This window comes from Methylobacterium sp. Leaf112 (assembly GCF_001423295.1).
Lineage (GTDB): Bacteria > Pseudomonadota > Alphaproteobacteria > Rhizobiales > Beijerinckiaceae > Methylobacterium.
On sequence record NZ_LMNG01000031.1, the window covers coordinates 268,096 to 294,144 of the forward strand.

Below are 26,049 nucleotides of genomic sequence, written 5' to 3' on the forward strand. Positions count from 1 at the left end.
ATGAAGAGGCCCGAAGGGAGCGCAATCGCTCCCCCCGGGCCAGAATAAGATCGTCCAGAACCTAATGCGTCGCGGCCGTGACGCAAGTCACCCGCAACGCGATGATTCAGGCCGCGAAGTATTCCTGCAAGGCGCGGACTTGGAGATCGCCTTCCAGATAGGCCTTGATCCCCTCGGCCGCCGCCATCGCACCCGCGAGAGTGGTGTAGTACGGCACTTTATGCAAGAGGGCCGCGCGGCGGAGCGAGCGGGAGTCGGAGAGCGCACCCGCCCCCTCGGTGGTGTTGAACACGAGCTGGATGTCGCCGTTCTTGATGGAATCGACCACGTGCGGCCGGCCTTCCAGAACCTTGTTCACCCGCTCCGTCGGTACGCCCTGTTCCGCGAGATAGCGCTGGGTGCCGCTGGTGGCGATGATGGTGAAGCCGAGTTCCGCGAGCAGGCGGATCGCCGGCAGGATCCGGGCCTTGTCGGCATCGCGCACGGAGACGAACACCGCCCCGCCCTTCGGCACCTGGGTGCCGGATCCGAGCTGGCTTTTCGCAAAGGCGACGCCGAAGCTCGAATCGAGGCCGATGACCTCGCCGGTGGAGCGCATCTCGGGGCCGAGCAGCACATCGACGCCGGGGAAGCGCGCGAACGGGAACACCGCTTCCTTGACGGCGATGTGATCGAGCACCTTGGCCTTGAGGCCGAAGCTCGCCAGCGGCTCTCCGGCCATGACGCGGGCGGCGATCTTGGCGATGGGCTCGCCGATCACCTTCGCCACGAACGGCACCGTGCGCGAGGCGCGGGGGTTCACCTCCAGCACGTAGATGGCGCCGTCCTTGATGGCGTACTGCACGTTCATCAGGCCGCCGACCTTGAGCGCCAGGGCCATGGCCTTCGTCTGCCGCTCCAACTCCGAAATGATCTCGGGCGAGAGCGAGCGCGACGGCAGCGAGCAGGCCGAATCGCCCGAATGGATGCCCGCCTCCTCGATGTGCTCCATGATGCCGGCAATGAACACGTCCGTGCCGTCGCAGATGGCATCGACGTCGATCTCGGTGGCGTCCGACAGGTAGCGGTCGAACAGGAGCGGGTTCTTGCCCAGCACCGTGTTGATCTGCCCCGTCTTGTCGTTGGGGTAGCGCGCCTTGACGTCGGAGGGGATCAGGCTCGGCAGGGTGTCGAGGAGATAATCCGCGAACTGGGTCTCGTCGCGGATGATCGCCATGGCGCGCCCGCCGAGCACGTAGCTCGGCCGCACCACGAAGGGCAGGCCGAGATCGGCGGCCACCAGCCGGCTCTGCTCGACCGAATAGGCGATGCCGTTCTTCGGCTGCTTCATCCCGAGCTTGTCGAGGAGGCGCTTGAACTGGTCGCGGTCCTCGGCGAGGTCGATGGCGTCGGGCGAAGTGCCGAGGATCGGCACCCCGGCGGCCTCCAGGGCGCGGGCGAGCTTGAGCGGGGTCTGGCCGCCGAACTGCACGATGACGCCGTGCAGCGTCCCGGCCTGACGCTCGGTCTCGATGATCTCGAGCACGTCCTCCTCGGTCAGGGGCTCGAAGTAGAGCCGGTCGGAGGTGTCGTAATCCGTCGAGACCGTCTCGGGGTTGCAGTTGACCATGATGGTCTCGTAGCCGGCCTGGGTCAGCGCGAAGCAGGCGTGACAGCAGCAATAGTCGAACTCGATGCCCTGGCCGATGCGGTTCGGGCCACCGCCGAGGATGATGACCTTCTTCGCCTCCGTCGGCTGGGCCTCGTCGACGACCGTCCCGGCGAAGGGCGCGACATAGGTCGAGTACATGTAGGCAGTGGGCGCCTTGAACTCGGCCGCGCAAGTGTCGATGCGCTTGAACACCGGGCGGACGCCCAGCGCCCGGCGGTTCCTACGCACCGACTCCTCGTCGGTCTTCGCCAGCACGGCGAGGCGCGCGTCGGAGAAGCCGGCGGCCTTGAGCTGGCGCAGCGCTCCCGGCGTCGTCGGGATGCCGTGCGCCTTGACCCGGTTCTCGAGGTCGATGATCGCCTGGAGTTGCTCCAGGAACCACGGATCGATCTTGCACGAGGCGTGGACCTCCGCGTGGCTGACGCCGAGGCGCAGGGCCTGGCCGACCTTGAGGAGCCGGTCCGGGGTCGGGGTGCCGAGGGCCGCCTTAATGGCGTTGTGGTCGTCGCCCTTGCCGAGGCCTTCGATCTCGATCTCGTCGAGGCCGGTGAGGCCGGTCTCGAGGGAGCGCAGGGCCTTCTGCAGGGATTCGGCGAAGCACCGGCCGATGGCCATGGCCTCGCCCACCGACTTCATGGCGGTGGTGAGCGTCGGCTCGGCGCCGGGGAACTTCTCGAAGGCGAAGCGCGGAATCTTGGTGACGACGTAGTCGATGGTCGGCTCGAACGAAGCCGGGGTCGCCCCGCCCGTGATGTCGTTTGCGATCTCGTCGAGGGTGTAGCCGACGGCGAGCTTGGCCGCGACCTTGGCGATGGGAAAGCCCGTGGCCTTCGACGCGAGCGCCGATGAGCGCGAGACGCGCGGGTTCATCTCGATGACGATCATCCGGCCGGTGGCCGGGTCGATGGCGAACTGGACGTTGGAGCCGCCGGTCTCGACGCCGATCTCGCGAAGCACCGCGAGCGACGCGTCGCGCATCACCTGATATTCCTTGTCGGTCAGCGTGAGCGCCGGAGCGACGGTGATGGAATCGCCCGTGTGGACGCCCATTGGGTCGATGTTCTCGATGGAGCAGACGATGATGCAGTTGTCGTTCCTGTCGCGGACGACCTCCATCTCGTACTCCTTCCAGCCGAGCACGCTCTCCTCGATCAGGACCTCGTTTGTGGGCGAGGCATCGATGCCGCGCTCGACGATGTCGAGGAACTCCTCCCGGTTGTAGGCGATGCCGCCACCCGTGCCGCCCATGGTGAAGGACGGCCGGATGATCGCCGGCAGGCCGACATCGGCGAGCGCGATGAGCGCTTGCCCGATGGCGTGCTCGCCGTAGCGCTTGCGCCGGTCGGATTCGCCCCGGTGCCAGGTCTTTTCGAACGCGGCCAGCGCGGGCGCGCGGGCGTCGCCCTCGGTGGCGGTCTCGATCCGGGCGATCTCGGCGAGGTACTTCTCGCGGTCGACCTTCTTGGCCGCCGACGCGTTGGCCACCGCCGATTTCGGCGTCTCCAGGCCGATCTTGGTCATGGCGTCGCGAAACAGCTGGCGGTCCTCGGCCTTGTCGATGGCCTCGGCGGTGGCGCCGATCATCTGGACGTCAAACTTTTCGAGGATGCCCATCTTCTTGAGGGACAGGGCGCAGTTCAGCGCGGTCTGGCCGCCCATGGTCGGCAGCAGGGCGAAGCCCCCCGGCACCACGTGACGCTCCTTCTCGATGATCTTGGCGACGATCTCCGGGGTGATCGGCTCGACATAGGTGGCGTCGGCCATGTCCGGGTCGGTCATGATCGTGGCCGGGTTCGAATTGACCAGCACGATCCGGTAGCCCTCCTCGCGGAGCGCCTTGCAGGCCTGGGTGCCAGAATAGTCGAACTCGCACGCCTGTCCGATGACGATCGGGCCCGCACCGATGATGAGGATCGTGGAGAGATCGGTGCGTTTCGGCATCGGGGGCCCTGGCTTGCGGGCACGCGCCCAGGCACACGCGGCGCCACCATCGGGGGCTGCCGTGTGCGGGCGCGAGCGGCGTGGATTGTCGTTAGGCTTCGCGTCTACACGCCGCCGCCCGGTTTTGGAAGGGCGGAGCGGTGGGCGCCGTCAGCCATACGCAGGAACCATGCCCGCCGCCGGCCCCCAAGATCTTCTTACGAATAGAACTGTTTGAATTCGTAAGTATCGGCGAATTTGCCCGACATTGTGCGTTGCTATATTTGCGCAAGATCGACGAAACGCGTCGATATTCTTCAGAATCATTCGAGGAAACGCATGACGAAGCTCACCCTGCTCGCCGGAACGGTCACCCTGTGCGCGACCCTCGGCACGGCCGCGATGGCGGCCGAGTTCACGGTCAAGACCCTCGACAGCGGCGCGGACGGCATGATGGTGTTCGAGCCCGCCCTGGTGAAGCTGCCGGCGGGCGACAGCATCCGCTTCACCCCAACGGACAAGGGGCACAACGCCGAGCTGATCAAGGGCATGGCGCCCGAGGGCGCGGCGACGTTCAAGACCGTGGTCGTCAAGGAGGAGGAGAGGTGGTGACCTTCGACAAGCCGGGCGTCTACGGCATCAAGTGCGCGCCGCACTACATCATGGGGATGATCGGCCTGGTGGTGGTGGGGGACCAGACGGCGAACCTCGACGCCGCCAAGGCCGTTCCGCATGACATAATCGCAACGAAGCGGTTCGAGCCGCTGTTCGCGAAGGTGCAATAGGCACGCTCGCGGGCCGGAGGTGATCGTCCGCCTCCGGCAGGTTCGCTGAACTTAAAGGCCGGCGTAGAGTGCGGCCACAGCCCGGTCGATGGACAGGGTGAACACCCCGAAGGCCACGACGGCGGCGGCGGCGAATTCCAGGGCGGCGCTGGATAGCGTCTGGCTGCGGCGCAGGAGTTCGCGGCCGAAGAACAGGCTCACCCAGGCGATGGTGAGAACCGCCGGCAGGACGAACAGGAAGGACAGGGTGCTCTCGACGCGGTCGAGCCCGGCGGCGGGGTCGATGAGGGCCCGGATGTTGCGCACCCACGGCGCGTAGCAAGCCGCGTACAGGGTGGTCATCCAAGACAGGCCGACACCGACGCCGAGATGGAAAGTGAAGAGGCGATGCAGGCGCGAGAAGTCGTCGCGCGCGTCGTCGAAGGTCATGTGGAGATCCCCGCCATCGGTCCGGTTCGGGCCCGCGCGACGAAGCTTCGAGCGTCGTCCTTAGCGGGCCGTTAACGGTGCGGGGATGCCCGGCAATGCCGGACATTTTGTGACGCGCTCCGGTCCATATCGGGGCAGGTGGCTCGCACAGACCGGACTGGAGCGACCCCCGACGCGGCCGGCCGCCGACCTCACTCCGCCACGGCGTGGAGCGTCTCGGGCTTGCCCGCCCGCATCAGGGCGACGAAGCGCTCGAACAGGTAGTGGCTGTCGCGCGGCCCCGGCGAGGCCTCGGGGTGATGCTGCACCGAGAAGGCCGGGCGGTCGGTGAGCGAAAGGCCGCAATTCGAGCCGTCGAACAGCGACACGTGGGTCTCCACCGCGGTTGCCGGCAGGCTCCCCGGATCGACGGCGAAGCCGTGGTTCATCGACACGATCTCGACCTTGCCGGTGGTCTTGTCCTTCACCGGATGGTTGGCGCCGTGGTGGCCTTGCGCCATCTTCACCGTGCGGCCACCGAGCGCCAGGCCCATGAGCTGGTGCCCGAGGCAGATGCCGAAGGTCGGCACCTTCTCGGACAGGAGTTCGCGGATCACCGGCACGGCGTATTCGCCCGTCGCCGCCGGGTCGCCGGGGCCGTTCGACAGGAACACGCCGTCGGGCTTCATCGCCATGATCTCGGCCGCACTCGTGGTGGCGGGCACGACGGTGACGTCGCAGCCGGCTTGCGCCAGCAGGCGCAGGATGTTGCGCTTCACGCCGTAATCGATGGCCACGACCTTCAGGCCCTGGCCGGCCGGGCGGTCGCCGTAGCCGGTCTTCACGCCCCAGGTGGTCTGCGACCAGGCGGAGGTCTCGCGGCTGGTCACCGGCGGCACGAGGTCGAGGCCCTCCATGGGGGCCAAGGCGGCGGCGCGCGCCTTCAGCGCCTCGCGGTCGAAGCTGCCGTCCGGAGCGTTGGCGATGACGGCGTTGGGCATGCCATGGTCGCGGATCAGGGCGGTGAGCGCGCGGGTGTCCACCCCGGTGATGCCCACGATGCCGCGCGCCTTCAGCCAGGCGTCGAGGTGGCTCGACGAGCGCCAGCTCGACGGGTTGGTCACCGCCGAGGCGATGACGGCGCCGCGCACGCCCGAGGCCGGGGCGGCGTCGAGGCTTTCCAGATCCTCGTCGTTGGTGCCGGTGTTGCCGATATGGGGAAACGTGAAGGTGACGATCTGTCCGGCATAGGACGGGTCGGTCAGGATCTCCTGATAGCCGGTCATCGCCGTGTTGAAGCAGACCTCGCCGTCGGCGGCCCCGGTCTGGCCGATGCCGAACCCTTCGAGGATCGTGCCGTCGGCGAGAACCAGGAGGGCGGTGGCGACGGGCTCGGCCCAGGGGGCCGGGGAGGGTGCGGCGGTGGCGGGGTGCGCGCGGGCGCCTTCATCTTGCAGCATCGGCGTGATCTCGCTTATGTCCGGCCGATCCCGGCGCCGTGCGACACGGCGCAAGCCGTGCGACACGGCACACGCGGGTGGCTTGTCGTGCGGCGCTCATACCGAGCGGGCGGCGATGGGGTCAATGTGGCCCCACGCACCCACCGGCTCAAGACGCGCGATCCACTCAGCAATTCACAGACCAGCCCGATCAGGAGACTTCCATGCTGCGCGCCCGCCTCACCACCGAGATGAAAGAGGCCATGAAGGCCGGCGACAAGGCGAAACTCGCCACCGTGCGGATGATCCAGGCCGCCCTGAAGGACAAGGACATCGAGGCGCGAGGGCTGGGCAAGGAACAGCCCACCGACGAGGAGATCCTCGCGCTCCTCCAGAAGATGATCAAGCAGCGCAACGAATCGGCCGGCGTCTACGATCAGGGCGGCCGCCCGGAACTCGCCGAGAACGAGCGCGCCGAGGCTGCGATCATTGCCGGGTACCTGCCCCAGCAGATGGACGAGGCCGAAACCCGCGCCGCCATCGAAGCCGCCGTCGCCGAGACGGGCGCCGCCGGCCCCAAGGACATGGGCAAGGTCATCGCGTCCCTGAAGGCGGCCTATGCCGGCCGGATGGATTTCGGCAAGGCGAGCGGGCTGGTGAAAGAGGTGCTGAACGCCAAGGCGTGAGGCGAGGCGGCAGGCCGCGACGCTCGGCGTTCGGGACTCCTTAAGTCCCTTCGGCTAAACTGGACGGCCGCAGAGGTCCCATGCGCTATCCGCCCCACATCCTCGAAGAGATCCGCGCGCGCCTGCCCGCCTCCGACGTGGTCGGGCGCCGCGTCCGGCTGAAGAAGGCGGGGCGCGAGTGGCGCGGCCTGTCGCCGTTCAACGCCGAGAAATCGCCGTCGTTCTACGTCAACGACCAGAAGCAGTTCTACCACTGCTTCTCGAGCGGAAAACACGGCGACGTGTTCACCTTCCTGATGGAGACGGAAGGGCTGAGCTTTCCCGAGGCCGTCGAGCGCCTGGCCTCGGAGGCCGGCGTCAGCCTGCCGACCCCGAGTGCCGACACCCGGGAAATGGAGACGAAGCGCGCCGGCGCCCTCGACATCATGGAGATGGCGGCCGCGTTCTACGAGGCGCAGCTCGCCGGGAGCGCCGGGATCGAGGCCCGGGCCTATCTCGACCGGCGCCAGCTCGGACTCGACACCCGCGCGCGGTTCCGCCTCGGCTACGCGCCGAACGACCGCTACGCTCTTCGCGATCATCTGGCCGCCAAGGAGGTGTCCAAGGAAATGATGGCCGAGCTCGGCCTGATCGTGACCGGCGACGACATCAAGGTGCCGTACGACAAGTTTCGCGACCGGGTGATGTTTCCCATCACCGATTCGCGCGGACGCGTCATCGCCTTCGGCGGCCGGGCGATGCAGAAGGACGCCAAGGCGAAGTACATGAACTCGCCGGAGACGCCGCTCTTCCACAAGGGCCAGCTCCTCTACAACCTGCACGGCGCGCGGAAGGCGGCCCACGATCGCGGTACCATCATCGCCGTCGAGGGCTACGTCGACGTCATCGCCATGACGCTGGCGGGCCACCCGAACGCCGTGGCGGGCCTCGGCACCGCGCTGACGGAGGAGCAGGTCGCGCTGCTGTGGCGCCACGGCGACGAGCCGATCCTGTGTTTCGACGGGGACGGCGCCGGTCAGCGCGCCGCCTTTCGGGCGCTGGACGTCGCCCTGCCGGGCCTGACGCCGGGCAAATCCCTGCGCTTCGCCATGCTGCCCGAGGGGCAGGACCCCGACGACCTCCTGCGCTCCGAGGGCAAGGCCGCCATCGACCGGGTGCTGGAGGGCGCGCGCCCCCTGGTGGAAGTGCTGTGGTCGCGGGCGACCGAGGGCGCGCCCCTCGACACGCCCGAGCGCCGGGCAGGCCTCGCCAAGATCCTGCGCGAGATGGTGGCGGGCATCCGCGACGAGACCGTGCGGGGGTTCTACCGCGACGAGATCGAGGGCCGCCTGCGCGCGCTCTCACCCCAGTCGAACCAGGGCCGACGCGGCCCGTGGGAGCCCCGACAGGGCGGCGGCGGGGGCCGGCCGGCCTACCAGCGGACCCCGCGCCCGGGCGATCCGCCGCCGTCGCCGCGCATCACCACCAAGTTCAACCCGCTCTATGCGGGCGAGACCAACGCCGCCGGCCCCGTGGCGTTTCGCGACCGCGAGGCGATGATCGTGTCGAGCCTCCTCGTCCACCCGGAACTCCTCGGCATCGAGGCGGAGGATCTCGCCGAACTCGAACTCGGCGATTCCGACGCGCAGGCCCTGCGCTCGCTGCTCCTCGACAGCCACGCCGATGCCGGACAGCCCGGCGTCGAGGTCCTGGAGGCCCGCCTGCGGCGCACCGGACTGGTCGAGGCGTCGGAACGACTGGCCACTCATGTGCGCCCCGGGGACCGATGGACCCTTGACGCGCATGCCGATCCCGTGCGTCTCGAAGACGCATTGCGTCAGGCCGTGATCTTGCACCGCAAGTCCGGCGCGCTAAATAGCGAACTTCGCTTGGCGGAACACGCCCTGGCCGAGGACTTCACGGAGGCGAACTTCGCTTGGCTGTGTGACGTGAAGCAACGTATGGCCGTGGTCGCCGGAGCGGAGGCGGAGGAGGACGGGTCCGACGCCGATGCGGCAGCGGGCTAGGCCTTCGAAGGAATGGAATTCTCGCGCCGAAGGCGGCGCATGGTTAACAATCGGTCAAGCGTCTCGCTTGCATACCGGGATCTGAGATCGACGCGGGCGCTTTTCGGCGTTCCGCACACCATATGCATTGCAACGTCGTAGACGCGGAGTGAGCCACACACTCCCGCGCGACATTGCCACGACAACCATAGGCGGACCATGGCGACGAAGGCAACGGAACGGGACGAGACGGATGCTGCCCCCGAGGCACAGACGGACGGGCCGCTTCTCGATCTGACGGATGCCTCCGTCAAGCGGATGGTGAAGCTCGCCAAGAAGCGCGGCTACATCACCTACGAGGAGATCAACGAGGTCCTGCCCGACGGCCAGTCCGATCCCGACCAGATCGAGGACGTACTGTCCCAGCTCTCCGAGATGGGCATCAACGTCGTCGAGGCGGAGGAGACCGAGGAGACCGCCGGCGAGACCAAGGCCAACGGCGAGGCCGGCGAGGACGAGGACGGCGCGGAGGGGACCGAGGTCGCCGAGATCGCGCCGACCAAGGCGCCGGCCGTGCGCGAGACCACGACCAAGGAGCCCACCGACCGTACGGACGATCCCGTGCGGATGTACCTGCGCGAGATGGGCTCCGTGGAGCTGCTGTCGCGCGAGGGCGAAATCGCCATCGCCAAGCGCATCGAGGCGGGCCGCGAGGCGATGATCGCCGGACTGTGCGAGAGCCCACTGACCTTCCAGGCCATCATCATCTGGCGCGACGAACTCGTCGACGGACGGGTGCTCCTGCGCGAGATCATCGACCTCGAAGCCACCTACGCGGGTCCCGACGCCAAAAACGCGATGCAGATCGCGGAAGGCGGCGAGGAAGCCGAGGAGACCGAGGCCGAAACTCCGGCGGCGCCCGAGGGCGACGACGAGGACGACATGGAGAACAACGTCTCCCTGGCGGCCATGGAGACCGAGATCAAGCCGCGCGTCCTCGAGACGTTCGACAACATCGCGAACAACTACAAGAAGCTGCGCAAGCTGCAGAGCGAGCACGCCGAGGTGAAGGCCTCGGGCGGGACCCTGACGGAGGCGCAGGCCGCCAAGCGCGACGAGTTGAAGGACATCGTCGTCACCGACGTGAAGTCCCTCTCGCTCAACGCCAACCGCATCGAGGCCCTGGTCGAGCAGCTCTACGACATCAACAAGCGCCTCATCTCGCATGAGGGCCGCCTGATGCGCTACGCCGAGACCCACGGCGTCGCCCGCGACGAGTTCCTGCGCCACTACCAGGGCTGGGAGCTCGACCCGAACTGGATGGAACGCGTCGGCAGCCTCGGCGGCCGCGGCTGGAAGAACCTCGTCGAGAAGGGCCAGAAGGAGGTCGTGCGCCTGCGCGAGCAGATCCTGACGCTCGCCTCCGAGACGGGCCTGGAGATCGGCGAGTACCGCAAGATCGTCAACATGGTCCAGAAGGGCGAGCGCGAAGCCCGTCAGGCCAAGAAGGAGATGATCGAAGCGAACCTCCGCCTCGTGATCTCCATCGCCAAGAAGTACACCAACCGCGGCCTGCAGTTCCTGGACCTGATCCAGGAGGGCAACATCGGTTTGATGAAGGCGGTGGACAAGTTCGAGTACCGTCGCGGCTACAAGTTCTCGACCTACGCCACCTGGTGGATTCGCCAGGCGATCACCCGCTCCATCGCCGATCAGGCGCGTACCATCCGCATCCCGGTGCACATGATCGAGACGATCAACAAGATCGTCCGCACCTCGCGCCAGATGCTGCACGAGATCGGCCGCGAGCCGACCCCCGAGGAACTGGCCGAGAAATTGGCCATGCCCCTGGAGAAGGTGCGCAAGGTCCTGAAGATCGCCAAGGAGCCGATCTCCCTCGAAACCCCCATCGGCGACGAGGAGGACAGCCACCTCGGCGACTTCATCGAGGACAAGAACGTCGTCCTGCCCATCGACGCGGCGATCCAGAGCAATCTGCGCGAGACCACGACGCGCGTCCTCGCCTCGCTGACCCCGCGCGAGGAGCGCGTATTGCGCATGCGCTTCGGCATCGGCATGAACACCGATCACACCCTCGAGGAGGTCGGCCAGCAATTCTCGGTGACCCGCGAGCGCATCCGCCAGATCGAGGCCAAGGCCCTGCGCAAGCTCAAGCACCCGAGCCGGTCGCGCAAACTGCGCAGCTTCCTCGACAACTGAAGTCGTAAAAAGGCGGCCCGGTAGGCCGCCTTTTTCGATTCAATGCATCGCCGTACGTTCAGTCAGCGGCCTTCGGCATGTTGCGCCAAGTCGAACTGTCTCGTCATGCTTTCCGGATGTAACTGATGGCGGCGACCACTCCGCCACGCGGTTCGTTCACCGAGGATTGCAGGAAGTAACCGTCCTTAGTGACTTGCATCGATACTTTCCGGGCATCGTAGAGTCCGCGGAAAACGCTTTCTGGCGTCACGTCGCCGATAACGTCCATGTTTGTTCCATTGTCGTTCGTATAGGGGCTCGCGAAGAACAGGGCTATCCGCTTCTTTGTCACCGAGGTGCTGAAAACCATGACGCCCTCGGCGCCGCGTAGCCCGAATTTCTTGTCCGAAAAGTAGATCCCGGCGGAAATGAAATTGTCCGGGTCGTCCTTGCCGAAGATGGTGCGATGATTGACCTGCACTTCGGGTGAACTCAAGCCCGACGGATGGTCGGCCATGAAGCTCTTCATGTCGCCATGCGCCATGTAGAGATCGCCTTGGTTGGCACCGGTCAGACCATCGCGCCACTTGTTAACCGTCAGGTTCTCGTCCGTATCGTTCATGACGATTCCGAGGACCTTCTTCGGGTTTTCCAGAAACAGGAACAGGAGCAAACCGACGAGTGCGAAGACGATGACCGAGATGGCAGTCTTCATGCCGAGGCCGGCGATTCCCGCTCGTGCAGCACCGAGGAACGTCGTCCCACCGGCACGATAGGCGTCGATAGCGAGCTTCGTGGCTGCGAGACCGACGCTGAGCACGCCGCCGCCGATGATTTCACCGGCCGCCTGCCCGGGCGTCTTCGCGTTCGAGGCGTTCTCGAACCGCTTCGTCAGCATATAGACATAATCTTTGACGTCGTTCCCCCTGTAACTCAGGATTGTGGGGACGTCCGTGGGTACGATTGTGAAGTTGGGCTCGATGTCCACGTCACTCGCGAGCATCGCGTCCAGGAGCGCGTCTTCGGCTTCGCGGTTGGGGCTGCCCTGATGCCAATCCTCAAGGTAGCCCTCACGCTTCGCCTTATCGAAGATCGCATCGAGCAGTGCCCCGGCGGCACGCTTCTTCTTCTCGGCATATGGGAGATGCGAACGAAGGATAGGTGCGAGGTCGACGTTGAACTGCTTTCGCAGATTGCCGATGACCTCCTCGGCGAACGCAACTTCAGAGAGTTCGAGTAAACGGCTTTCCAATCGAATCATCACACGCTTCCTTACGTTGAGGTTGCGCTATCGAGATGCAATACAACCTGAAAGAAAACAATCTTAGATTTCATTTCACGTGAGGATTCGACACCGTCGTGATTCGAGGCCTTTCGGGATCGTGCCCATCTCCCCCACCGGAGGTCCTGGGGGAGGCGAGGCGCGGAATTCGAATGGAATTGCAACCGGGGTCCGCAGATTTCACGTTGATCCAACCATCGTTTCCCGGTTGATGGCGGTTCGGAGAGCCGCGCAAAGCGAGCGTCCGGTTGCCGAAGCGCGATCCTTGACCCAACTAGGCCATATGCTCGATCGAGGTCCGCCCCAGTCGCCGCCCACCGCCGAAGCCGACGGATCGGAAGCGAACGACGTTCCGTTCGGCGCCCTGCAGCAATGCGTGGCCCTGCGCGACTGGCTGCTGAGCGAGGGCGCCCGGATGCCCAACGCCGAGGACCTCCTGGCGGGGTTGGCCGAGCGGCTCATCGACCTCGGGGTGCCGGTGGACCGGGCGACCACGGCCATCGACGCCCTGCATTCCGAGTATTCCGGCGTCGGCCGTTTCTGGACCCGCGAATCGGGCTCGACGGTGCGGCTGTTCCCCCACGGCGACGCCTCCGACAAGGCCTACCGCGAGAGCCCGTTCCAGACGGTCCACGAGACCGGGGAGTGGCTGATCCTCGATCTTTCCGAGACGCCGTCCGACGCCTACGCGGTGATTCCCGACCTGAAGGCCGAGGGCTACCGCCACTACATCGTGGCGCCGCTGTTCTTCACCAACGGCACCCGCAACGGCATCACGTTCGCCACACGCAGCGCGGATGGATTTCGCGATGAGGACGTGGCGATCCTGCGCTTCGTCATCCCGACGCTCGCCGCCGTGATGGAGATGCGCAGCATCAACAAGCAGCTCGACCACGTGCTGCGGATCTATGTCGGCGACGAACCGCACAAGGCGATCCTGGCCGGATCGATCCGGCGCGGCCACGTTCAGCGCATCCGCTCGGCGATCCTGTTCGCCGACATGCGCGACTACACCCGCATCTCCGCCGAGATGACCCCGGAAGAAGCGGTGGACCTCCTCAACATCTTCTTCGACTGCCTCGTGCCGGCCATTGAGCGCGAGGGCGGCGAGGTGCTGAAGTATCTCGGTGACGGCCTGCTGGCGATCTTTCGCGAACGCGGCGACGACCTCGGCGGGGCGGCCAAGGGGGCGTTGACGGCGGCCCAGAGCGCGCTCGCGGCCCTCGACGAGGCCAACGGCCTCGGGCGCTTCGCCCAGCCCGTGGCGGCCGGCATCGCGCTCCATCACGGCGAGGCCGCCTACGGCAATGTCGGCTCGGGCGCGCGCCTCGACTTCACGGTCATCGGCCGCGACGTCAACCTCGCGAGCCGCCTCGCCCGCCTCAACAGGACGCTCGGCGAGCCCCTGCTGATGTCCAAGCCCTTCGTGGATTTCCTCTGGGGCGATCCGGTCTCCCTCGGCACCCACGCCCTCGACGGGTTCGCCGAGCCCATGGGGGTGTTCCGCCCCGGACGGCCGGCCGCGACGGTGTGACGAGGCGCGCGGGGTGTTGACCGGAGGGCCGTCCCGGCCCACATCGGTGGTGTTCCAGGGAGATCCCCGGCAAGGGGCTGAGAAACCGATGAGCGGCCTGCGTGCGGGCGGCGGCGCGGAAATCCTTCGAACCTGAACCGGTTCATACCGGCGTAGGGATTGGACCGCCGTGTTTGCCCGCCCGAGTTCGGCGGGCTCCGCTCAGAAGCGCACAGGCCCCACACCCCCTGCGTCCGTCGCGGAGGTTGTCCAGGTGCTCGATCCCAGCCGACCCATCGATCTCAGGCGCTCACCCGCCGCCGCCCGGGCGCAATCCGCCCTGCCGGCCCGCTGCGATGTCGCCATCGTCGGCGGCGGCCTCATCGGCCTGTCCATCGCCTGGCGCCTCGTGGAACGCGGACGCGCCGTCACCGTCGTCGAGCGCGAGACCGTCGGCGCGGGGGCGAGCCTCGCCGCCACCGGCATGCTGGCGCCGGCCGCCGAGCACGAACCCGGCTCCGACCCGCTGCTGCCCTTGGCCCTGGAGAGCCTGTCGCGCTGGCCGGGGTTTCGCGACGCCCTGCAGGCGGCGTCGGGCGTCGACATCGACTACCGGGAGGAGGGCACCCTGGTGCTCGCCATCGGCCGCGACGAGGTCGAGCGCTTGCGCTTTCGCCACGACCTGCAGGTCCGCTCGGGCCTCGAGGCCACGTGGCTGTCCGGGCCGCAGGTGAGGGCCCGCGAGCCGGCCCTGCGCCCGGCCGTCACCGCCGGCCTCTACTGTCCCCACGATCATCAGGTCGATCCGAGCCGGGTCATGGCCGCCCTGGTGCGGGCCTGCACGGCCGCGGGCGTCACCATCGTGGAGAATTGCTCCGTCGAAGCCCTGGACTGGGCGGGCGACCGGGTCACGGGGCTCCTGACCGGCCAGGGCCGGCTCGCGGCCGAGACTGTGATCCTCGCCGCCGGCGCCTGGAGCGGGCAGACCGGGCTGCTCCCCGATGCCCTAGCGCTGCCGGTGCGTCCCCTGAAGGGCCAGTCGCTGGCGCTGCGCACCACCGCCCGCACCGGAACCCTCACCCACATGGTCTGGACCGAGCAGGTCCACATGGCCCCGAAGAGCGACGGCCACCTCATCGTCGGGGCGACGGTGGAGGATTGCGGCTTCACCCCCGGCGTCACGGCGGGCGGCCTCTACGCGCTGCTGGAAGGGGCGCGCCGTGTCCTGCCCGGTATCGAGGAGATGGCCGTCGAGGCCGTGTGGAGCGGCTACCGCCCGACCTCCGACGACGACGCGCCGATCATCGACACCCTGGCCCCCGGCCTCGTCGCGGCGACGGGCCACCACCGCAACGGCTACCTCCTGGCGCCCGCCACCGCCGACGCCGTCGCGGCCCTGCTGACGGACGGCGCCGTGCCGGACTACGCCAGCGCCTTCGGCCGCGCCCGCTTCGCCCCGGCCGAGACGAGGGCGCGCGCATGAAACTCATCCTCAACGGCCGGCCCCACGAGAGCGCGGCGCGCGACCTCGACGCCCTGTTCCGGATCGAGGCCGAGGAGACCGGGATCGAGAGCCCACAGGGCATCGCCATCGCCCTCAACGGCGCGGTTATCCGCCGCCGGGACTGGGAAACGACGCAACTCGAAGAGGGCGACCGCGTCGAGATCGTCCGCGCCATGCAGGGAGGCTGAAACCATGACCGAACCCCACGACGATCCCCTCGTCATCGCCGGCATCACCCTGGGCTCGCGCCTGTTCATCGGTACGGCGGGCTATCCCACCCAATCCATCATGGCCGAATCCGTGGCGGCGTCGGGCGCCGAAGTGGTGACCGCCTCGATCCGCCGGGTCTCGCTCCAGGGCCACGGCTCGGACACGGTCAGCAAGCTCAAGGGCTACCGCTTCCTGCCCAACACCGCCGGCTGCGAGACGGCGCGCGACGCGATCATGACCGCCGAACTCGCCCGCGAGGCCCTCGACACGACGTGGATCAAGGTCGAGGTCATCGGCGACCGCGAGACCCTGTACCCGGACGTCGCTGAATTGCTGGAGGCCTGCCGCCACCTCGTGGAGGACGGCTTCACGGTGCTTCCCTATTGCAACGACGATCCGGTGGTGTGCCAGCGCCTGGCCGACATCGGCTGCGCCGCCGTGATGCCCATGGGCTCGCTCATCGGCTCCGGCATGGGTGTGGCGAACCCGGCCAACCTCGAACTGATCTGTCGGCGCTCGCCCGTGCCCGTCATCGTCGATGCCGGCATCGGCACGGCGTCGGACGCCGTCATCGCCATGGAGCTCGGGGCCGCCGGCTGCCTCCTCAACACGGCGGTGGCGAAGGCCGACGATCCCGTGCGCATGGCCCGCGCCATGGGCCACGCCGTCGCGGCCGGCCGCCTCGCGCACCGCGCCGGCCGCATTCCTCGGCGCGGCCGGGCCGAACCGTCGAGCCCGCAGCTCGGCCTCGTCGGCTCGTGAGGGCGCTGCCGTCGCCGCTCCTCGTGGTGACGGACCGGACCCTGGTCCTTGGTGGGGAGCAGGACCTCGTCGCCCGGATCGACGCGCTTCTCGCGGGCGGCGCCCGCTGGGTCTGGTTTCGCGAGCGCGACCTGGCGCCGGCCCCGCGCGAAACCCTGGCGCGCACGCTGCTGGAGCGGGTGCGCGCCCGGGGCGGTGTCCTGAGCATCGGCGCAAGCGCGGCCCTCGCGGCGGGTCTCGGGGCGGACGGCGTCCACCTGCCCGGCGGGGCGACACCGGCCGATTTCGCGGCGGCGCGGGGTCGGTTGCCCGACGGCTTGATCGGAGTCTCGGCCCATTCGATCGGGGAGGTCGAGGTGGCCGCGCGGCATGGCGCGGACTACGCCACCCTGAGCCCGATCTTCGCGACGTCGAGCAAGCCCGGCTACGGCCCGGCCCTGGGGCCGGAGGCCATGCGGGCGGCGAAAGCGTGCGGGCTGCCGGTCATCGCCCTCGGGGGTATCATGGGCGAGAGGGTCAGGCCCTGCCGGGCGGCAGGGGCCGCCGGGATCGCCGTCATGGGCGGCCTGATGCGCAGCCGCGACCCGGCGGGCGACGTGGGCGCTTTGCTCGGAGCCTGGAAGACCTGACGCGTCGGGGAGCGTCTCCCACCCCCTCGTGGGGGAGGGCCGAACGCGATGCGAAACTCGAAAAAATCTACTTCGGGTCGGCGGCCGGGCCGTAGGGCGGACGCGGGATCGCCCGGTGAGCGGCGCGCAGGGCCGCCGACCAGCGTTCGCGCAGATCGTGGAAGTAGCCTTCGCCCGCCTCGATGCGGTGGTTGACCTCGAGGGTGAGGGCGTCGCGGCGGACCAGGGCGATGTCGATGGGCAAGCCGACGCCGAGGTTGGACCGCATGGTCGAATCCATCGAGACGAGGCCGACCTTGAGGGCGTCGTAGAGATCGGTCTCGTATTTCACCGCCCGGTCGAGGATCGGCTTGCCGTACTTGTGCTCGCCGATCTGCAGGAACGGCGCGTCGCCGCTGCATTCGATGAAATTTCCGGCGGCGTAGATGAGGTACAGCTTCATCGGGTCGGTGCCGATCTGGCCGCCGAACAGCAGCGAAACGGAGAAGCGCAGGTTCGCCGCCTCGAACCCGGCCTTCTCGATCTCGCGCACCCGGCGGATGGCGCGGCCGACGAGCTGGGCGGCCTGGAACATGGTCGGCGCTTCGACGAGCTTCATCTTAGCCTCGCCGGCATCGCCCTCGACGCCCTCGGAGAGCAGGCTCAGAACCGACTGGGTGATGGAGAGGTTGCCGGCGGACGCGAGCATCATCACCCGCTCGCCCGGCACGTTGAAGTGGTGGAGCTTGCGATAGGTGGAGATGTCGTCGAGGCCCGCGTTGGTGCGGGTATCGGCGATCATCACCAGGCCGTCCTCGACCAGGACACCGACGCAGTAGGTCATCGTTTCAGCTTTCTTCGTGCCCGAACGCCCCGTATCGTCAGGACTGGACCGTCGCCTGTGATTGCTCGACGCGGAGCTTCACGTCGAGGGTTTCCGTACCGCCACCCATGCGGCTGCCGCGGATCGGAGCCGCGCCGAGGTAGTCGAGCCCCACGGCGACGCGGATATGCGCCTCCGTGGTGGCGATGCCGTGGGCGGGGTCGAAGCCGACCCAGCCGAGGTTCGGCACTAGGGACTCGACCCAGGAATGACCCGCCTCCTGGTCGACCATCCCGTCGTCCCGGTGGAAGTAACCCGAGACGTAGCGGGTCGGGATCTCGAGGTGGCGTGCCGCGGCGATGAAGATGTGCGTCAGATCCTGGCAGACGCCCTTCGCCTGCTCGAACGACTGCGCCGCCGTGGTGCTGGCGCTGGTCGGGCCGGGCTCGAACACCACCTTTTCGTGCACGGCGGCGAGCAGGCGGTGGAGGCAGGGCAGGGGCGAGGCGTCGCCCGCCTCCCGGACCGCACGGGCGAAGGCCTGGATCGGCTCGCTCGCCAGGGCGAGATCGGAATCGCGCAGGTAGAACTCGTCGGGCAGGCGCTCGACGGTGCCGCGCACCACGCCGTGCATCTCGTTGGTGTCGACCTCGCCGGTGACCCGGATGGTGAGGGATTCGGCCGGCTCGTCGGCGGTGAACCAATGGACCACGTTGCCGAATCCGTCCTCGCGCTCGCTGATCCGGCCGTCGATGGACGGCTCGATGCGCCAGCGCCGGACATATTGGCCGTCATGGTCGCGCGGCCGCAGGCGCAGGACCTGGATCAGGTTCCGGGCGGGATGCTCGTAGGTGTAGTTGGTCTCATGAAAGACGCGGATTCGCATGAGGGCGGCCTTTGCGCGGGTCCGGGCAGAGCCCGCCACCCCTAAGCATCATTCCCCGACGTGTCACACGGTTCGAGGCGAACCGGGATAAGTCGACGGATTTCGAGGCGGGTGTCACGTCGGCGGCGCCACGTGACACCCGCTCAGACGAGATATTGCTCGATCACCGCCGCGCCGAGGCGGTTGTTCTCGGCGATAAACGCCGTGACGAATTCGTGCAGCCCCGACGTGAAGATCCGGTCGATGTTCTCGCCCTCCAGCCGCGCCAGGGTGTTGCTGGCGAAACGTTGGCTGGCCCCGCGCCGCCCGTAGGCGTCGGCGATGAGGTCGAGGTGTTCCACGAGCATGCCGTAGCAGTTGTGCAGCGAGCGCGGCATCTGGCGGTTGAGGATGAGGAGATCGGCCACCAACAGGGGCTTCACGCTCTCGCGGTAGACCCAGTGATAGGCGTTGAAGGCCGAGACCTCGCGCAGGATCGTGGTCCACTGGAAGTAGTCGAGGCTGCCGCCGACGCGCTCGGTGGCGGGCAGGAGGATCCGGTACTTCACGTCGAGGATGCGGGCGGTGTTGTCGGCCCGCTCGATGGCGGTGCCGAGGCGGGTGAACCAGTAGGCGTCGTTGCGCAGCATGGTGCGGTAGGCCGAACCGTCGAAGGCCAGGGACACGCCCTTCACCCATTCGAGGAAGCGGGAGAACTCGTCGCGGTTGAGGTCGCGCCCCTCGTAGTTGCGCAGCTCCAGCCAGGCGCCGTTGATGGCGTCCCACATCTCGGTGGTCAGGGCCGTGCGGACGCTGCGGGCGTTCTCGCGCGCCGTCTCGATGCAGGAGCGGATCGAGGACGGGTTGTGCGGACTGAAGGCGAGGAAGTCGCAGACCGTGGCCTCGGTGACGCCGTCGTAGAGCGGCTTGAACACTTCCGGATCGCCGGCCGACGCCAGGGCCGAGGCCCATTCGTTGGTCTCGCCGCCGCCGTAGCTCGACGGCAGGGCCGCGAGCCGATGCGCCGCGTCGAGGATGCGGGCGACGAACTCGGCCCGCTCGACGTAGCGCGAGAGCCAGTACAGGTTGTCTGCGGTCCGGGAGAGCATGGGCTTCCGTTGAGGCGCGGCCACCCGCGACGCGCGCGGGAACCGTTGGGCTGAGGGGACTATGCGGAGGCGATGACGGGTTGGGAAGCGCGCAGGACCCGCGCCGTATTCGGACGGGAGGGGATTGTCAGGCGTCGAGGACCCAGGTGTCCTTGGTGCCGCCGCCCTGGCTCGAATTGACCACGAGGGACCCTTCCTTCAGGGCGACGCGGGTGAGGCCGCCGGGCACGATGCGGATCTCGTCGGAGCCGCACAGCACGAACGGGCGCAGGTCGACGTGGCGCGGCGCGACCCCGGAGGCGACGAAGGTCGGGCAGGTGGAGAGGGCGAGGGTCGGCTGGGCGATGAAGCCGTCGGGTGCGTGCTTCAACTTGCGCCCGAACTCCTCGATCTCGCGCTTCGTCGCGTGCGGGCCGACGAGCATGCCGTAGCCGCCCGAGCCGTTGACCTCCTTCACCACGAGGTCCTTGAGGTTGTCCATGACGTAGGCGAACGCCTCCTTCTCGCGGCAGCGATAGGTCGGCACGTTGTGCAGGATCGGCTCCTCGCCGGTGAAGAACCGCACGATCTCGGGCATGTAGCTGTAGACCGCCTTGTCGTCGGCGATGCCGGTGCCGACGGCGTTGGCCAGCGTCACGGTCCCGCGCTCGTAGGCGTTCATGAGGCCGGGCACGCCGAGCACCGAGTCGGGGCGGAACACCAGGGGGTCGAGGAAGTCGTCGTCGAGGCGGCGGTAGAGCACGTCGACCCGGCGCGGCCCCTCGGTGGTGCGCATGTAGACCACGTCGTCCTTGGTGAAGAGGTCGGAGGCCTCCACCAGATCGACGCCGAGCTTGTCGGCGAGGAACGAGTGTTCGTAGAACGCCGAATTGTAGCGGCCGGGCGTCAGCAGGGCGACGGTGGGGTCCCGCGTCGCGGTGGACGGCGCCAGGGACCGCAGGGTCGCCAGCAGGGCGTCGGGATAGTTCTCCACGGGGGCCACGCGGTGGCGTGAGAACAGCTCCGGGAACAGCCGCAGCATCACCTCGCGGTTCTCCAGCATGTAGGAGACGCCGGACGGCGTGCGGGCGTTGTCCTCCAGCACGAAGAAGTCGTTCTCGCCGGTGCGGACGATGTCGATGCCGGCGATGTGGACGTAGAGGTCGTGCGGCACCTTGAAGGCGCGCATCTCCATCCGGTAGTGCGGGTTGCGGTAGACGAGATCGGCCGGGATGATGCCGGCCTTGATGCATTCCTGGGCGCCGTAGATGTCCTTCAGGAACGCGTTGATGGCGGTGACGCGCTGCTTGAGGCCGCGTTCGAGGAAGCTCCACTCCGGCTTGGTGATGACCCGGGGGATGATGTCGAACGGGATCAGCCGCTCGGTGGATTCGTTGGCACCGTAGACCGCGAAGGTGATGCCGATGCGGCGGAACAGCATCTCCGCCTGGCTGCGACGGGTGTTGAAATGCTCCGGCGGCGTGGTGTCGAGCCACGATTTCAGGCTGTTGTACGCCTCGCGCACGGCCGCATCGTTGAGCGTCCCTTCCTTCAGGATCCCGTCCGGGAACCCGGTCATCTCGTCGAACGCAGCGAGCGCCATGTGCGCCTCCCCTTAAACGCCAAGTTCCAGGCAAGAGGCGCGCCAGGGGCGGACCGACCGGCCGTTCGAGGTCTCGACGGACCCCTTCGAGGGTACGCTAACACGCGGAACGCGAGGCGGCACGGTGTCTCTCATGAAACGTGAAGGCGTCGAGGGCCGGATGTTTCGCGGGGGGTGACGGTCAGATCAGCTTCAGGCCCTTGAAGCTCGCGTGGCCCTCGCGCCCGAGGATCACGTGGTCGTGAACCACGATCCCGAGGGGATCGAGCACGCCGACGATTTCGCGGGTCATGCGGATGTCCGCCGCCGACGGGGTCGGGTCGCCGGAGGGATGGTTGTGGGCGAGGATGATGGCGGTGGCGGAGAGTTCCAGGGCGCGCCGCGCCACCTCGCGGGGATAGACCGGCGTGTGGTCGACGGTGCCGCGCCCCTGGACCTCGTCGGCGAGGAGGTGGTTGCGCCGGTCGAGGAACAGCACACGGAACTGCTCGCGCGCCGCGAACGCCATGGTGGCCCGGCAATATTCGAGCACGGCGCTCCACGACGACAGCAGCGGCCGGGCCGCGATGGCGCCCCGCGCCAGCCGATGGCCCGCCGCTTCGATGAGCTTCAGGTCGGCGATGACCCCGGCGCCGATGCCTTCGATTTCGGCAAGCCGGGCCGGTTCGGCCGAGATCACCTCGGCGAAGCTGCCGAACCGGCGGATCAGCGCCTTCGCCAGGGGCTTCACGTCGCGCCGGGGAATGGCGCGAAACAAGGCAAGTTCGAGGAGCTCGTAATCCGGCAGCGCGTCGGCGCCCCCTTGGGCGAAGCGGGCGCGCAGGCGGTCGCGGTGCCCGAGGTAATGCGGCTCGGCCGCCTCGGTCCCGGTCGCCTCGCCGGCCGGCAGGGGAGGGTCGGACGGTCGGCGGGCGCTCACGGGACCGGCTCAGGCCGCCGGATTGACCGGCTGGTGCAGGCCCTTCGGCGAGAAGGTGAAGATCTCGGCCCCCGTCTCCGTCACCGCCACCGTGTGCTCGAACTGGGCCGAGAGCAAGCGGTCCCGCGTCACCGCCGTCCACCCGTCGGACAGCACCTTCACGGCGGGGCGGCCGAGGTTGATCATCGGCTCCACGGTGAAGAACTGGCCGGGCTTGAACGTCACGTCGTAGCTCGGCTCGGCGTAGTGCAGGATGGTGGGCGCGTCGTGGTAGGTGCGCCCCAGCCCGTGGCCGCAGAAGTCGCGCACCACGGAGCAGCGCTCGGCCTCGGCATAGCTCTGGATCGCCCGGCCGATATCCGTGGTCGAGCCGCCGGGCTTGATCGCCGCGATGCCGCGCATGAGGCATTCGTGGGTGATCTCGCACAGGCGCTGGGCCTTGCGCGACACCTCGCCGACATAGGCCATGCGGCTCGAATCGCCGTGCCAGCCGTCGACGATGAGGCAGATGTCGAGGTTGACGATGTCGCCTTCGCGCAGGGGCTTGTCGTTGGGAATGCCGTGGCAGACCACGTGGTTGATCGAGGTGCAGATCGATTTCGGGTAGCCGCGGTACAGCAGGGAGGCCGGGTAGGCGCCGTGGTCCATGGCGAAGGTGTAGGCGAGGTCGTCGAGGGCCTCCGTGGTCACGCCCGGCGCCACGGCCTCCATCAGCACGTCGAGGGCTTCCGCCGTCAGGCGCCCGGCCTTGCGCATGCCCGCGAACCCCTCCGGCCCGTGGATGGGCGGCTCGGGCGAACGTCGTCCGGTCTCGGAGACGGCCTGATCGTTCTGCGTCATGGGCGGGCGTTTCGTGGCTGGCCGGGAAAGATCCTCTGTACGACCCCGCGCTCGCGAGGCCAACCCTTGCGCCAGGCCAACCCTTGCGCGAGGCCAACCCTCGCGCGAGGCCAACCCCGCCCCGAAGGAAGACCGGCGTTCGGGGCGGGCTAGGCGCCGGGCCGGGGAGGGGCTAGACACCGTGTCTCCACGAACGGGCGCCCGGACGGGTTTCGACGGGCCGGCAGGCAGGACGGGACGATGGCTGACAAGGCGGTGCCGCACTTCCACAACGACCTCGGGGTCGCGGTGATCCATGTCGGGTCGCGGGAGTTCATGTGCATCGGCGCGCGCCCGCCCTTCGACCATCCGCACGTGTTCCTCGACATGGGCACGGACGACGAGATCATCTGCCAGTACTGCTCGACGCTCTATCGCCACCGTCCGGGCCTGAAGGCCGGTACCGCCGACCCGGCGGCCTGCGTGTGGGACGACCGGACCCCGGCCGCCGCCTGAGCGCCGTGTCCTCCGTCGGTCCGAGTCGGATCGCCATCGTCGGCGCCGGGATCGGCGGCCTCACGGCGGCCCTCGCCCTGGACGCGGCCGGCCACGAGGTCACCCTCGTGGAGCGCCGTACCGGATTCAGCGAGGTCGGCGCCGGCCTCCAGCTCTCGCCCAACGCCAGCCGCGTGCTCATCGGCCTCGGCCTCGGAGCGGCCCTGCGCCGGGCCGCGAGCGAGCCGCCGGGCGTGGTGGTGCGGGCGCTCGCGGACGGGCGCCAGCTCGGCGCGATCCCCCTCGGCCCCGCGCATCGTGAAAGTTTCGGCGCGCCCTACTACGTGATCCATCGGGCCGACCTGCAGACCCTGCTCCTAGATGCCGTGCGGGGTCGTGCCGGCATCCGCCTGCTCATGGGCCGCGACGTCACCGGCCTCGTCGAGACCCGGGACGGCGTCAGCCTCACCCTGGAAAGCCACCAGGGCGCCCGCTCCGAGACCTACGTGGCCGACCTCGCGGTGGGCGCAGACGGGGTGCGCTCGCGCCTGCGCGGCCACCTCGACGCGGTTCCCCTGCGCCCGTGGCGCGCCGCCGCCTGGCGGGCCCTGGTGCCGCGCGAGGCGGTGCCGCCCGAACTCGCCGCCGACGCCACCGGGCTGTGGCTCGGCCGCGACCGCCACGTGGTGCACTATCCGATCCGCGGCGGCAGCCACCTCAACGTCGTCGCCGTGGTGCCGGAGCGCGCCGGGACCGACGATTGGGGCCAGCTCGGCGAACCGGCGGTCCTGCGCGCCCGCTTCCCCGATGCGGCGCCTGCGCTGGCCGCGCTCCTCGGCGTGCCGGATTCGTGGCTGGTGTGGTCGCTCGTCGACCGTACGCCAGCCAAGCCCCTGGCGCGCGGACGCGTCGCGCTCCTGGGCGATGCCGGCCATCCGATCCTGCCGTTCCTGGCGCAGGGTGCGGCGCTCGCCATCGAGGATGCGGCGATCCTGGCGGCCTGCCTCGGCACGGCCCCGGTGCCGGAGGCACTCGCCGCCTACGCCAAGGCGCGCCGGGCCCGGGTGCGCAAGGTCCGCGCGGCGGCCCGCGCCAACGGCCGCAGCTACCATGCCGGTCCCCTCGTCGGCCGCGTGCGCAACATGGTGATGCGCCGCCTCGGTCCCGCCGGCATGACCCGCCGCTACCGCTGGCTCTACGGCTGGACGCCGTGAGGGTGAATGTCTTGATCTCGGACGCCCGCCCCGCTACCGCAGGAACCGGTATGCGGACGTGGCGAAACCGGTAGACGCACGAGACTTAAAATCTTGCGGCCGCAAGGCTGTGCGGGTTCGAGTCCCGCCGTCCGCACCATTTCGTAGATATCGAGACAGCCACTCTGGGAAGCCAGGCTGACGCAGGTCGCGGGACGATGACGTCCGACGATCCTTGTTTGGACGGAGACCTCAGGGTCGTACGAGCGTCGAGACACGAAGTCGATCCGTGTTCGTTGTACGGGCGGCGCGACGACGTTCCACCCATCGCGCGTCGGGAACATGCGCGGGGTGTCAGGTGGACGAACGGGCGTCGTCGCGGCGATCGACCAGCTCAGCGACGCCTGCGGTCCGCATAGACCAGCGCGGCGATCATCCCGACGACGGCGACGCTCGCAAGGACCGTGGAGATCCTCGGTGCGGGGCTGTGCGCTGCGGGGGAGCCGGAAGTCCGCGCCGGGTCGCTCGCCGGGCCGAGGGCCCATCGCAGTGAACGCCGCAAATCCCCTGCCGCGTCGTGGCGGAACCACTGCCCGTGCGCGAAGATCACCCGGTCCGGTTCGAAGGCCACGAGCCGCTGGGCGGCCCGCGCCACCGCGCGGCGGTTCGCGCCGAGAAGCAGCCTGAGGTAGAGCGGCGCCCGGCCATCCGGCGCCACGATCCGCAGGGCATGGGCGAGGGGGCGCACCGGGATCGGGAGTAGATCGGCCTCCAGGTTGATCACGAGGTCGGTCAGAAGCAGCGTCCGGCTCGGACGGTGGAACAAGCAGATCTCCCGGAACACCGGCCCGGCGACCAGGACCTGGTCGATTTCGCCCGCCCAGACACGGGGTGGGAAGTTCGACAGATCGGCATCGATCCGGACGCCGGAGCGGCGAACCTGGCCCCGGTCCCGGAGGCCGGGCACTGCCCAGGTGATGGCGTTGGGGCACGCCGCCTGCCAGTTTTGAAGGAACATCCAGTGGCCGACGCTCGGGGCGACAAGATGTCCGATGCGCCCGAGCCGTTCCAAGGCGCGCTGGAGGAGCGGATCGTGGGGAACCGGCGAATGCAGCAGCAGCTCACCGCCTGCGAGGCGCAGCACCGTCATGCGGATCGGCAGCGGCATGCCCCCCGGATGGACGGGCGGCGCGTCGACGATCCAGACGCCTTCGGCGACCTGTTTGGGCGTGTTCAGCGGCGGATAGCTGATTTCGTGCGCCACGCGTCAAGACTGCCGTCGACGTTCCCGG

21 protein-coding genes, 1 tRNA gene, 1 pseudogene and 1 riboswitch are annotated in these 26,049 nt (G+C 68.5%); of the genes and pseudogenes, 12 read left to right on the forward strand and 11 right to left on the reverse strand.

Annotated features, from left to right (window positions below; translation table 11 throughout):
- Nucleotides 1-106: 106 nt before the first annotated feature.
- Entirely contained in the window at nucleotides 107-3,592 is a 3,486-nt protein-coding gene (carB, locus tag ASF52_RS17100; RefSeq protein WP_056174528.1) for a carbamoyl-phosphate synthase large subunit, read from the reverse strand.
- A gap of 318 nt (nucleotides 3,593-3,910) precedes the next feature.
- Here carB and ASF52_RS17105 point away from each other — a divergent pair.
- Nucleotides 3,911-4,356, forward strand: a pseudogene (locus ASF52_RS17105) (pseudoazurin).
- A gap of 51 nt (nucleotides 4,357-4,407) precedes the next feature.
- Here ASF52_RS17105 and ASF52_RS17110 read toward each other — a convergent pair.
- Together ASF52_RS17110 and carA are read right to left on the reverse strand one after the other, a co-directional pair.
- Nucleotides 4,408-4,785, reverse strand: coding sequence for a hypothetical protein (locus tag ASF52_RS17110; RefSeq protein ID WP_056174531.1), 378 nt, complete (start codon nucleotides 4,783-4,785; stop codon nucleotides 4,408-4,410).
- A 191-nt stretch (nucleotides 4,786-4,976) separates the two neighbouring features.
- Nucleotides 4,977-6,224 (reverse strand): glutamine-hydrolyzing carbamoyl-phosphate synthase small subunit, encoded by a 1,248-nt coding sequence (gene carA / locus ASF52_RS17115; RefSeq protein ID WP_056174533.1) that lies wholly within the window; start codon nucleotides 6,222-6,224, stop codon nucleotides 4,977-4,979.
- A gap of 203 nt (nucleotides 6,225-6,427) precedes the next feature.
- Here carA and ASF52_RS17120 point away from each other — a divergent pair, with 203 nt between their 5' ends.
- The 3 genes from ASF52_RS17120 (at nucleotide 6,428) to rpoD (ending at nucleotide 11,094) form a co-directional block, all read left to right on the forward strand.
- Nucleotides 6,428-6,889 carry a GatB/YqeY domain-containing protein gene (locus ASF52_RS17120; protein WP_056174535.1) on the forward strand — a complete coding sequence of 154 codons (462 nt, stop codon included), beginning with the start codon at nucleotides 6,428-6,430 and terminating at the stop codon, nucleotides 6,887-6,889.
- Between the two features lie 80 nt (nucleotides 6,890-6,969).
- Nucleotides 6,970-8,895 carry a DNA primase gene (dnaG, locus tag ASF52_RS17125; protein ID WP_056174537.1) on the forward strand — a complete coding sequence of 642 codons (1,926 nt, stop codon included), beginning with the start codon at nucleotides 6,970-6,972 and terminating at the stop codon, nucleotides 8,893-8,895.
- Between the two features lie 198 nt (nucleotides 8,896-9,093).
- Entirely contained in the window at nucleotides 9,094-11,094 is a 2,001-nt protein-coding gene (rpoD, locus tag ASF52_RS17130) for an RNA polymerase sigma factor RpoD (RefSeq protein WP_056174540.1), read from the forward strand.
- A gap of 103 nt (nucleotides 11,095-11,197) precedes the next feature.
- On the opposite strand, the gene ASF52_RS17135 is transcribed toward rpoD, so the two are convergent.
- Nucleotides 11,198-12,334 (reverse strand): hypothetical protein, encoded by a 1,137-nt coding sequence (locus ASF52_RS17135; protein WP_056174541.1) that lies wholly within the window; start codon nucleotides 12,332-12,334, stop codon nucleotides 11,198-11,200.
- Nucleotides 12,335-12,638: 304 nt separating this feature from the next.
- On the opposite strand from ASF52_RS17135, the gene ASF52_RS17140 reads away from it, so the two are divergent.
- The 5 genes from ASF52_RS17140 to ASF52_RS17160 all read left to right on the forward strand — a co-directional run bounded on the left by ASF52_RS17140 (nucleotide 12,639) and on the right by ASF52_RS17160 (nucleotide 16,973).
- Nucleotides 12,639-13,889, forward strand: a complete 1,251-nt coding sequence (locus ASF52_RS17140; protein ID WP_056174543.1) for an adenylate/guanylate cyclase domain-containing protein — start codon at nucleotides 12,639-12,641, stop codon at nucleotides 13,887-13,889.
- A 47-nt stretch (nucleotides 13,890-13,936) separates the two neighbouring features.
- Nucleotides 13,937-14,066: riboswitch (TPP riboswitch) on the forward strand.
- A 76-nt stretch (nucleotides 14,067-14,142) separates the two neighbouring features.
- Nucleotides 14,143-15,351, forward strand: a complete 1,209-nt coding sequence (gene thiO / locus ASF52_RS17145; RefSeq protein WP_056174544.1) for a glycine oxidase ThiO — start codon at nucleotides 14,143-14,145, stop codon at nucleotides 15,349-15,351.
- Nucleotides 15,348-15,560: a sulfur carrier protein ThiS gene (gene thiS / locus ASF52_RS17150; protein WP_056174546.1), complete on the forward strand. Its 213-nt coding sequence runs from the start codon at nucleotides 15,348-15,350 to the stop codon at nucleotides 15,558-15,560. Before thiO ends, thiS begins: the two co-directional genes overlap by 4 nt.
- Nucleotides 15,561-15,564: 4 nt before the next feature.
- Nucleotides 15,565-16,344: a thiazole synthase gene (locus ASF52_RS17155; protein WP_056174548.1), complete on the forward strand. Its 780-nt coding sequence runs from the start codon at nucleotides 15,565-15,567 to the stop codon at nucleotides 16,342-16,344.
- Nucleotides 16,341-16,973, forward strand: coding sequence for a thiamine phosphate synthase (locus tag ASF52_RS17160; RefSeq protein ID WP_056174550.1), 633 nt, complete (start codon nucleotides 16,341-16,343; stop codon nucleotides 16,971-16,973). Before ASF52_RS17155 ends, ASF52_RS17160 begins: the two co-directional genes overlap by 4 nt.
- Before the next feature lie 67 nt (nucleotides 16,974-17,040).
- Here ASF52_RS17160 and ASF52_RS17165 read toward each other — a convergent pair whose 3' ends face one another.
- From ASF52_RS17165 to map, 6 genes are all read right to left on the reverse strand, one after another.
- Complete coding sequence (locus tag ASF52_RS17165; RefSeq protein ID WP_056174552.1) at nucleotides 17,041-17,796, reverse strand: hypothetical protein; 756 nt, start codon at nucleotides 17,794-17,796, stop codon at nucleotides 17,041-17,043.
- 37 nt (nucleotides 17,797-17,833) lie between these two features.
- Entirely contained in the window at nucleotides 17,834-18,661 is an 828-nt protein-coding gene (locus tag ASF52_RS17170) for a transglutaminase family protein (protein WP_056175029.1), read from the reverse strand.
- Between the two features lie 143 nt (nucleotides 18,662-18,804).
- Nucleotides 18,805-19,749 carry an alpha-E domain-containing protein gene (locus tag ASF52_RS17175; protein WP_056174553.1) on the reverse strand — a complete coding sequence of 315 codons (945 nt, stop codon included), beginning with the start codon at nucleotides 19,747-19,749 and terminating at the stop codon, nucleotides 18,805-18,807.
- A gap of 127 nt (nucleotides 19,750-19,876) precedes the next feature.
- Nucleotides 19,877-21,331 carry a circularly permuted type 2 ATP-grasp protein gene (locus ASF52_RS17180; RefSeq protein ID WP_056174555.1) on the reverse strand — a complete coding sequence of 485 codons (1,455 nt, stop codon included), beginning with the start codon at nucleotides 21,329-21,331 and terminating at the stop codon, nucleotides 19,877-19,879.
- A gap of 181 nt (nucleotides 21,332-21,512) precedes the next feature.
- The gene (radC, locus tag ASF52_RS17185) at nucleotides 21,513-22,250 is read right to left on the reverse strand and encodes a RadC family protein (RefSeq protein ID WP_082503035.1); all 738 of its coding nucleotides are present in this window, start codon (nucleotides 22,248-22,250) and stop codon (nucleotides 21,513-21,515) included.
- 9 nt (nucleotides 22,251-22,259) lie between these two features.
- Nucleotides 22,260-23,090 (reverse strand): type I methionyl aminopeptidase, encoded by an 831-nt coding sequence (gene map / locus ASF52_RS17190; protein ID WP_056174557.1) that lies wholly within the window; start codon nucleotides 23,088-23,090, stop codon nucleotides 22,260-22,262.
- A gap of 240 nt (nucleotides 23,091-23,330) precedes the next feature.
- On the opposite strand from map, the gene ASF52_RS17195 reads away from it, so the two are divergent.
- The 3 genes from ASF52_RS17195 to ASF52_RS17205 all read left to right on the forward strand — a co-directional run bounded on the left by ASF52_RS17195 (nucleotide 23,331) and on the right by ASF52_RS17205 (nucleotide 24,917).
- Entirely contained in the window at nucleotides 23,331-23,585 is a 255-nt protein-coding gene (locus tag ASF52_RS17195; protein WP_056174559.1) for a zinc-finger domain-containing protein, read from the forward strand.
- Between the two features lie 5 nt (nucleotides 23,586-23,590).
- Nucleotides 23,591-24,778, forward strand: a complete 1,188-nt coding sequence (locus tag ASF52_RS17200; protein WP_056175033.1) for an FAD-dependent monooxygenase — start codon at nucleotides 23,591-23,593, stop codon at nucleotides 24,776-24,778.
- 52 nt (nucleotides 24,779-24,830) lie between these two features.
- Nucleotides 24,831-24,917 (forward strand) — tRNA-Leu (locus tag ASF52_RS17205).
- Between the two features lie 234 nt (nucleotides 24,918-25,151).
- On the opposite strand, the gene ASF52_RS17210 is transcribed toward ASF52_RS17205, so the two are convergent.
- The gene (locus ASF52_RS17210; RefSeq protein ID WP_338011713.1) at nucleotides 25,152-26,021 is read right to left on the reverse strand and encodes a DUF4336 domain-containing protein; all 870 of its coding nucleotides are present in this window, start codon (nucleotides 26,019-26,021) and stop codon (nucleotides 25,152-25,154) included.
- Nucleotides 26,022-26,049 lie beyond the last annotated feature (28 nt).

What these genes read in the sequence shown, in the direction of transcription:
- carB (WP_056174528.1), bottom strand. Translation starts at nt 3,592, where the DNA reads ATGCCGAAACGCACCGATCTCTCCACGATCCTCATCATCGGTGCGGGC.
- ASF52_RS17110 (WP_056174531.1), bottom strand. Translation starts at nt 4,785, where the DNA reads ATGACCTTCGACGACGCGCGCGACGACTTCTCGCGCCTGCATCGCCTC.
- carA (WP_056174533.1), bottom strand. Translation starts at nt 6,224, where the DNA reads ATGCTGCAAGATGAAGGCGCCCGCGCGCACCCCGCCACCGCCGCACCC.
- ASF52_RS17120 (WP_056174535.1), top strand. Translation starts at nt 6,428, where the DNA reads ATGCTGCGCGCCCGCCTCACCACCGAGATGAAAGAGGCCATGAAGGCC.
- dnaG (WP_056174537.1), top strand. Translation starts at nt 6,970, where the DNA reads ATGCGCTATCCGCCCCACATCCTCGAAGAGATCCGCGCGCGCCTGCCC.
- rpoD (WP_056174540.1), top strand. Translation starts at nt 9,094, where the DNA reads ATGGCGACGAAGGCAACGGAACGGGACGAGACGGATGCTGCCCCCGAG.
- ASF52_RS17135 (WP_056174541.1), bottom strand. Translation starts at nt 12,334, where the DNA reads ATGATTCGATTGGAAAGCCGTTTACTCGAACTCTCTGAAGTTGCGTTC.
- ASF52_RS17140 (WP_056174543.1), top strand. Translation starts at nt 12,639, where the DNA reads ATGCTCGATCGAGGTCCGCCCCAGTCGCCGCCCACCGCCGAAGCCGAC.
- thiS (WP_056174546.1), top strand. Translation starts at nt 15,348, where the DNA reads ATGAAACTCATCCTCAACGGCCGGCCCCACGAGAGCGCGGCGCGCGAC.
- ASF52_RS17155 (WP_056174548.1), top strand. Translation starts at nt 15,565, where the DNA reads ATGACCGAACCCCACGACGATCCCCTCGTCATCGCCGGCATCACCCTG.
- ASF52_RS17165 (WP_056174552.1), bottom strand. Translation starts at nt 17,796, where the DNA reads ATGACCTACTGCGTCGGTGTCCTGGTCGAGGACGGCCTGGTGATGATC.
- ASF52_RS17170 (WP_056175029.1), bottom strand. Translation starts at nt 18,661, where the DNA reads ATGCGAATCCGCGTCTTTCATGAGACCAACTACACCTACGAGCATCCC.
- ASF52_RS17175 (WP_056174553.1), bottom strand. Translation starts at nt 19,749, where the DNA reads ATGCTCTCCCGGACCGCAGACAACCTGTACTGGCTCTCGCGCTACGTC.
- ASF52_RS17180 (WP_056174555.1), bottom strand. Translation starts at nt 21,331, where the DNA reads ATGGCGCTCGCTGCGTTCGACGAGATGACCGGGTTCCCGGACGGGATC.
- map (WP_056174557.1), bottom strand. Translation starts at nt 23,090, where the DNA reads ATGACGCAGAACGATCAGGCCGTCTCCGAGACCGGACGACGTTCGCCC.
- ASF52_RS17195 (WP_056174559.1), top strand. Translation starts at nt 23,331, where the DNA reads ATGGCTGACAAGGCGGTGCCGCACTTCCACAACGACCTCGGGGTCGCG.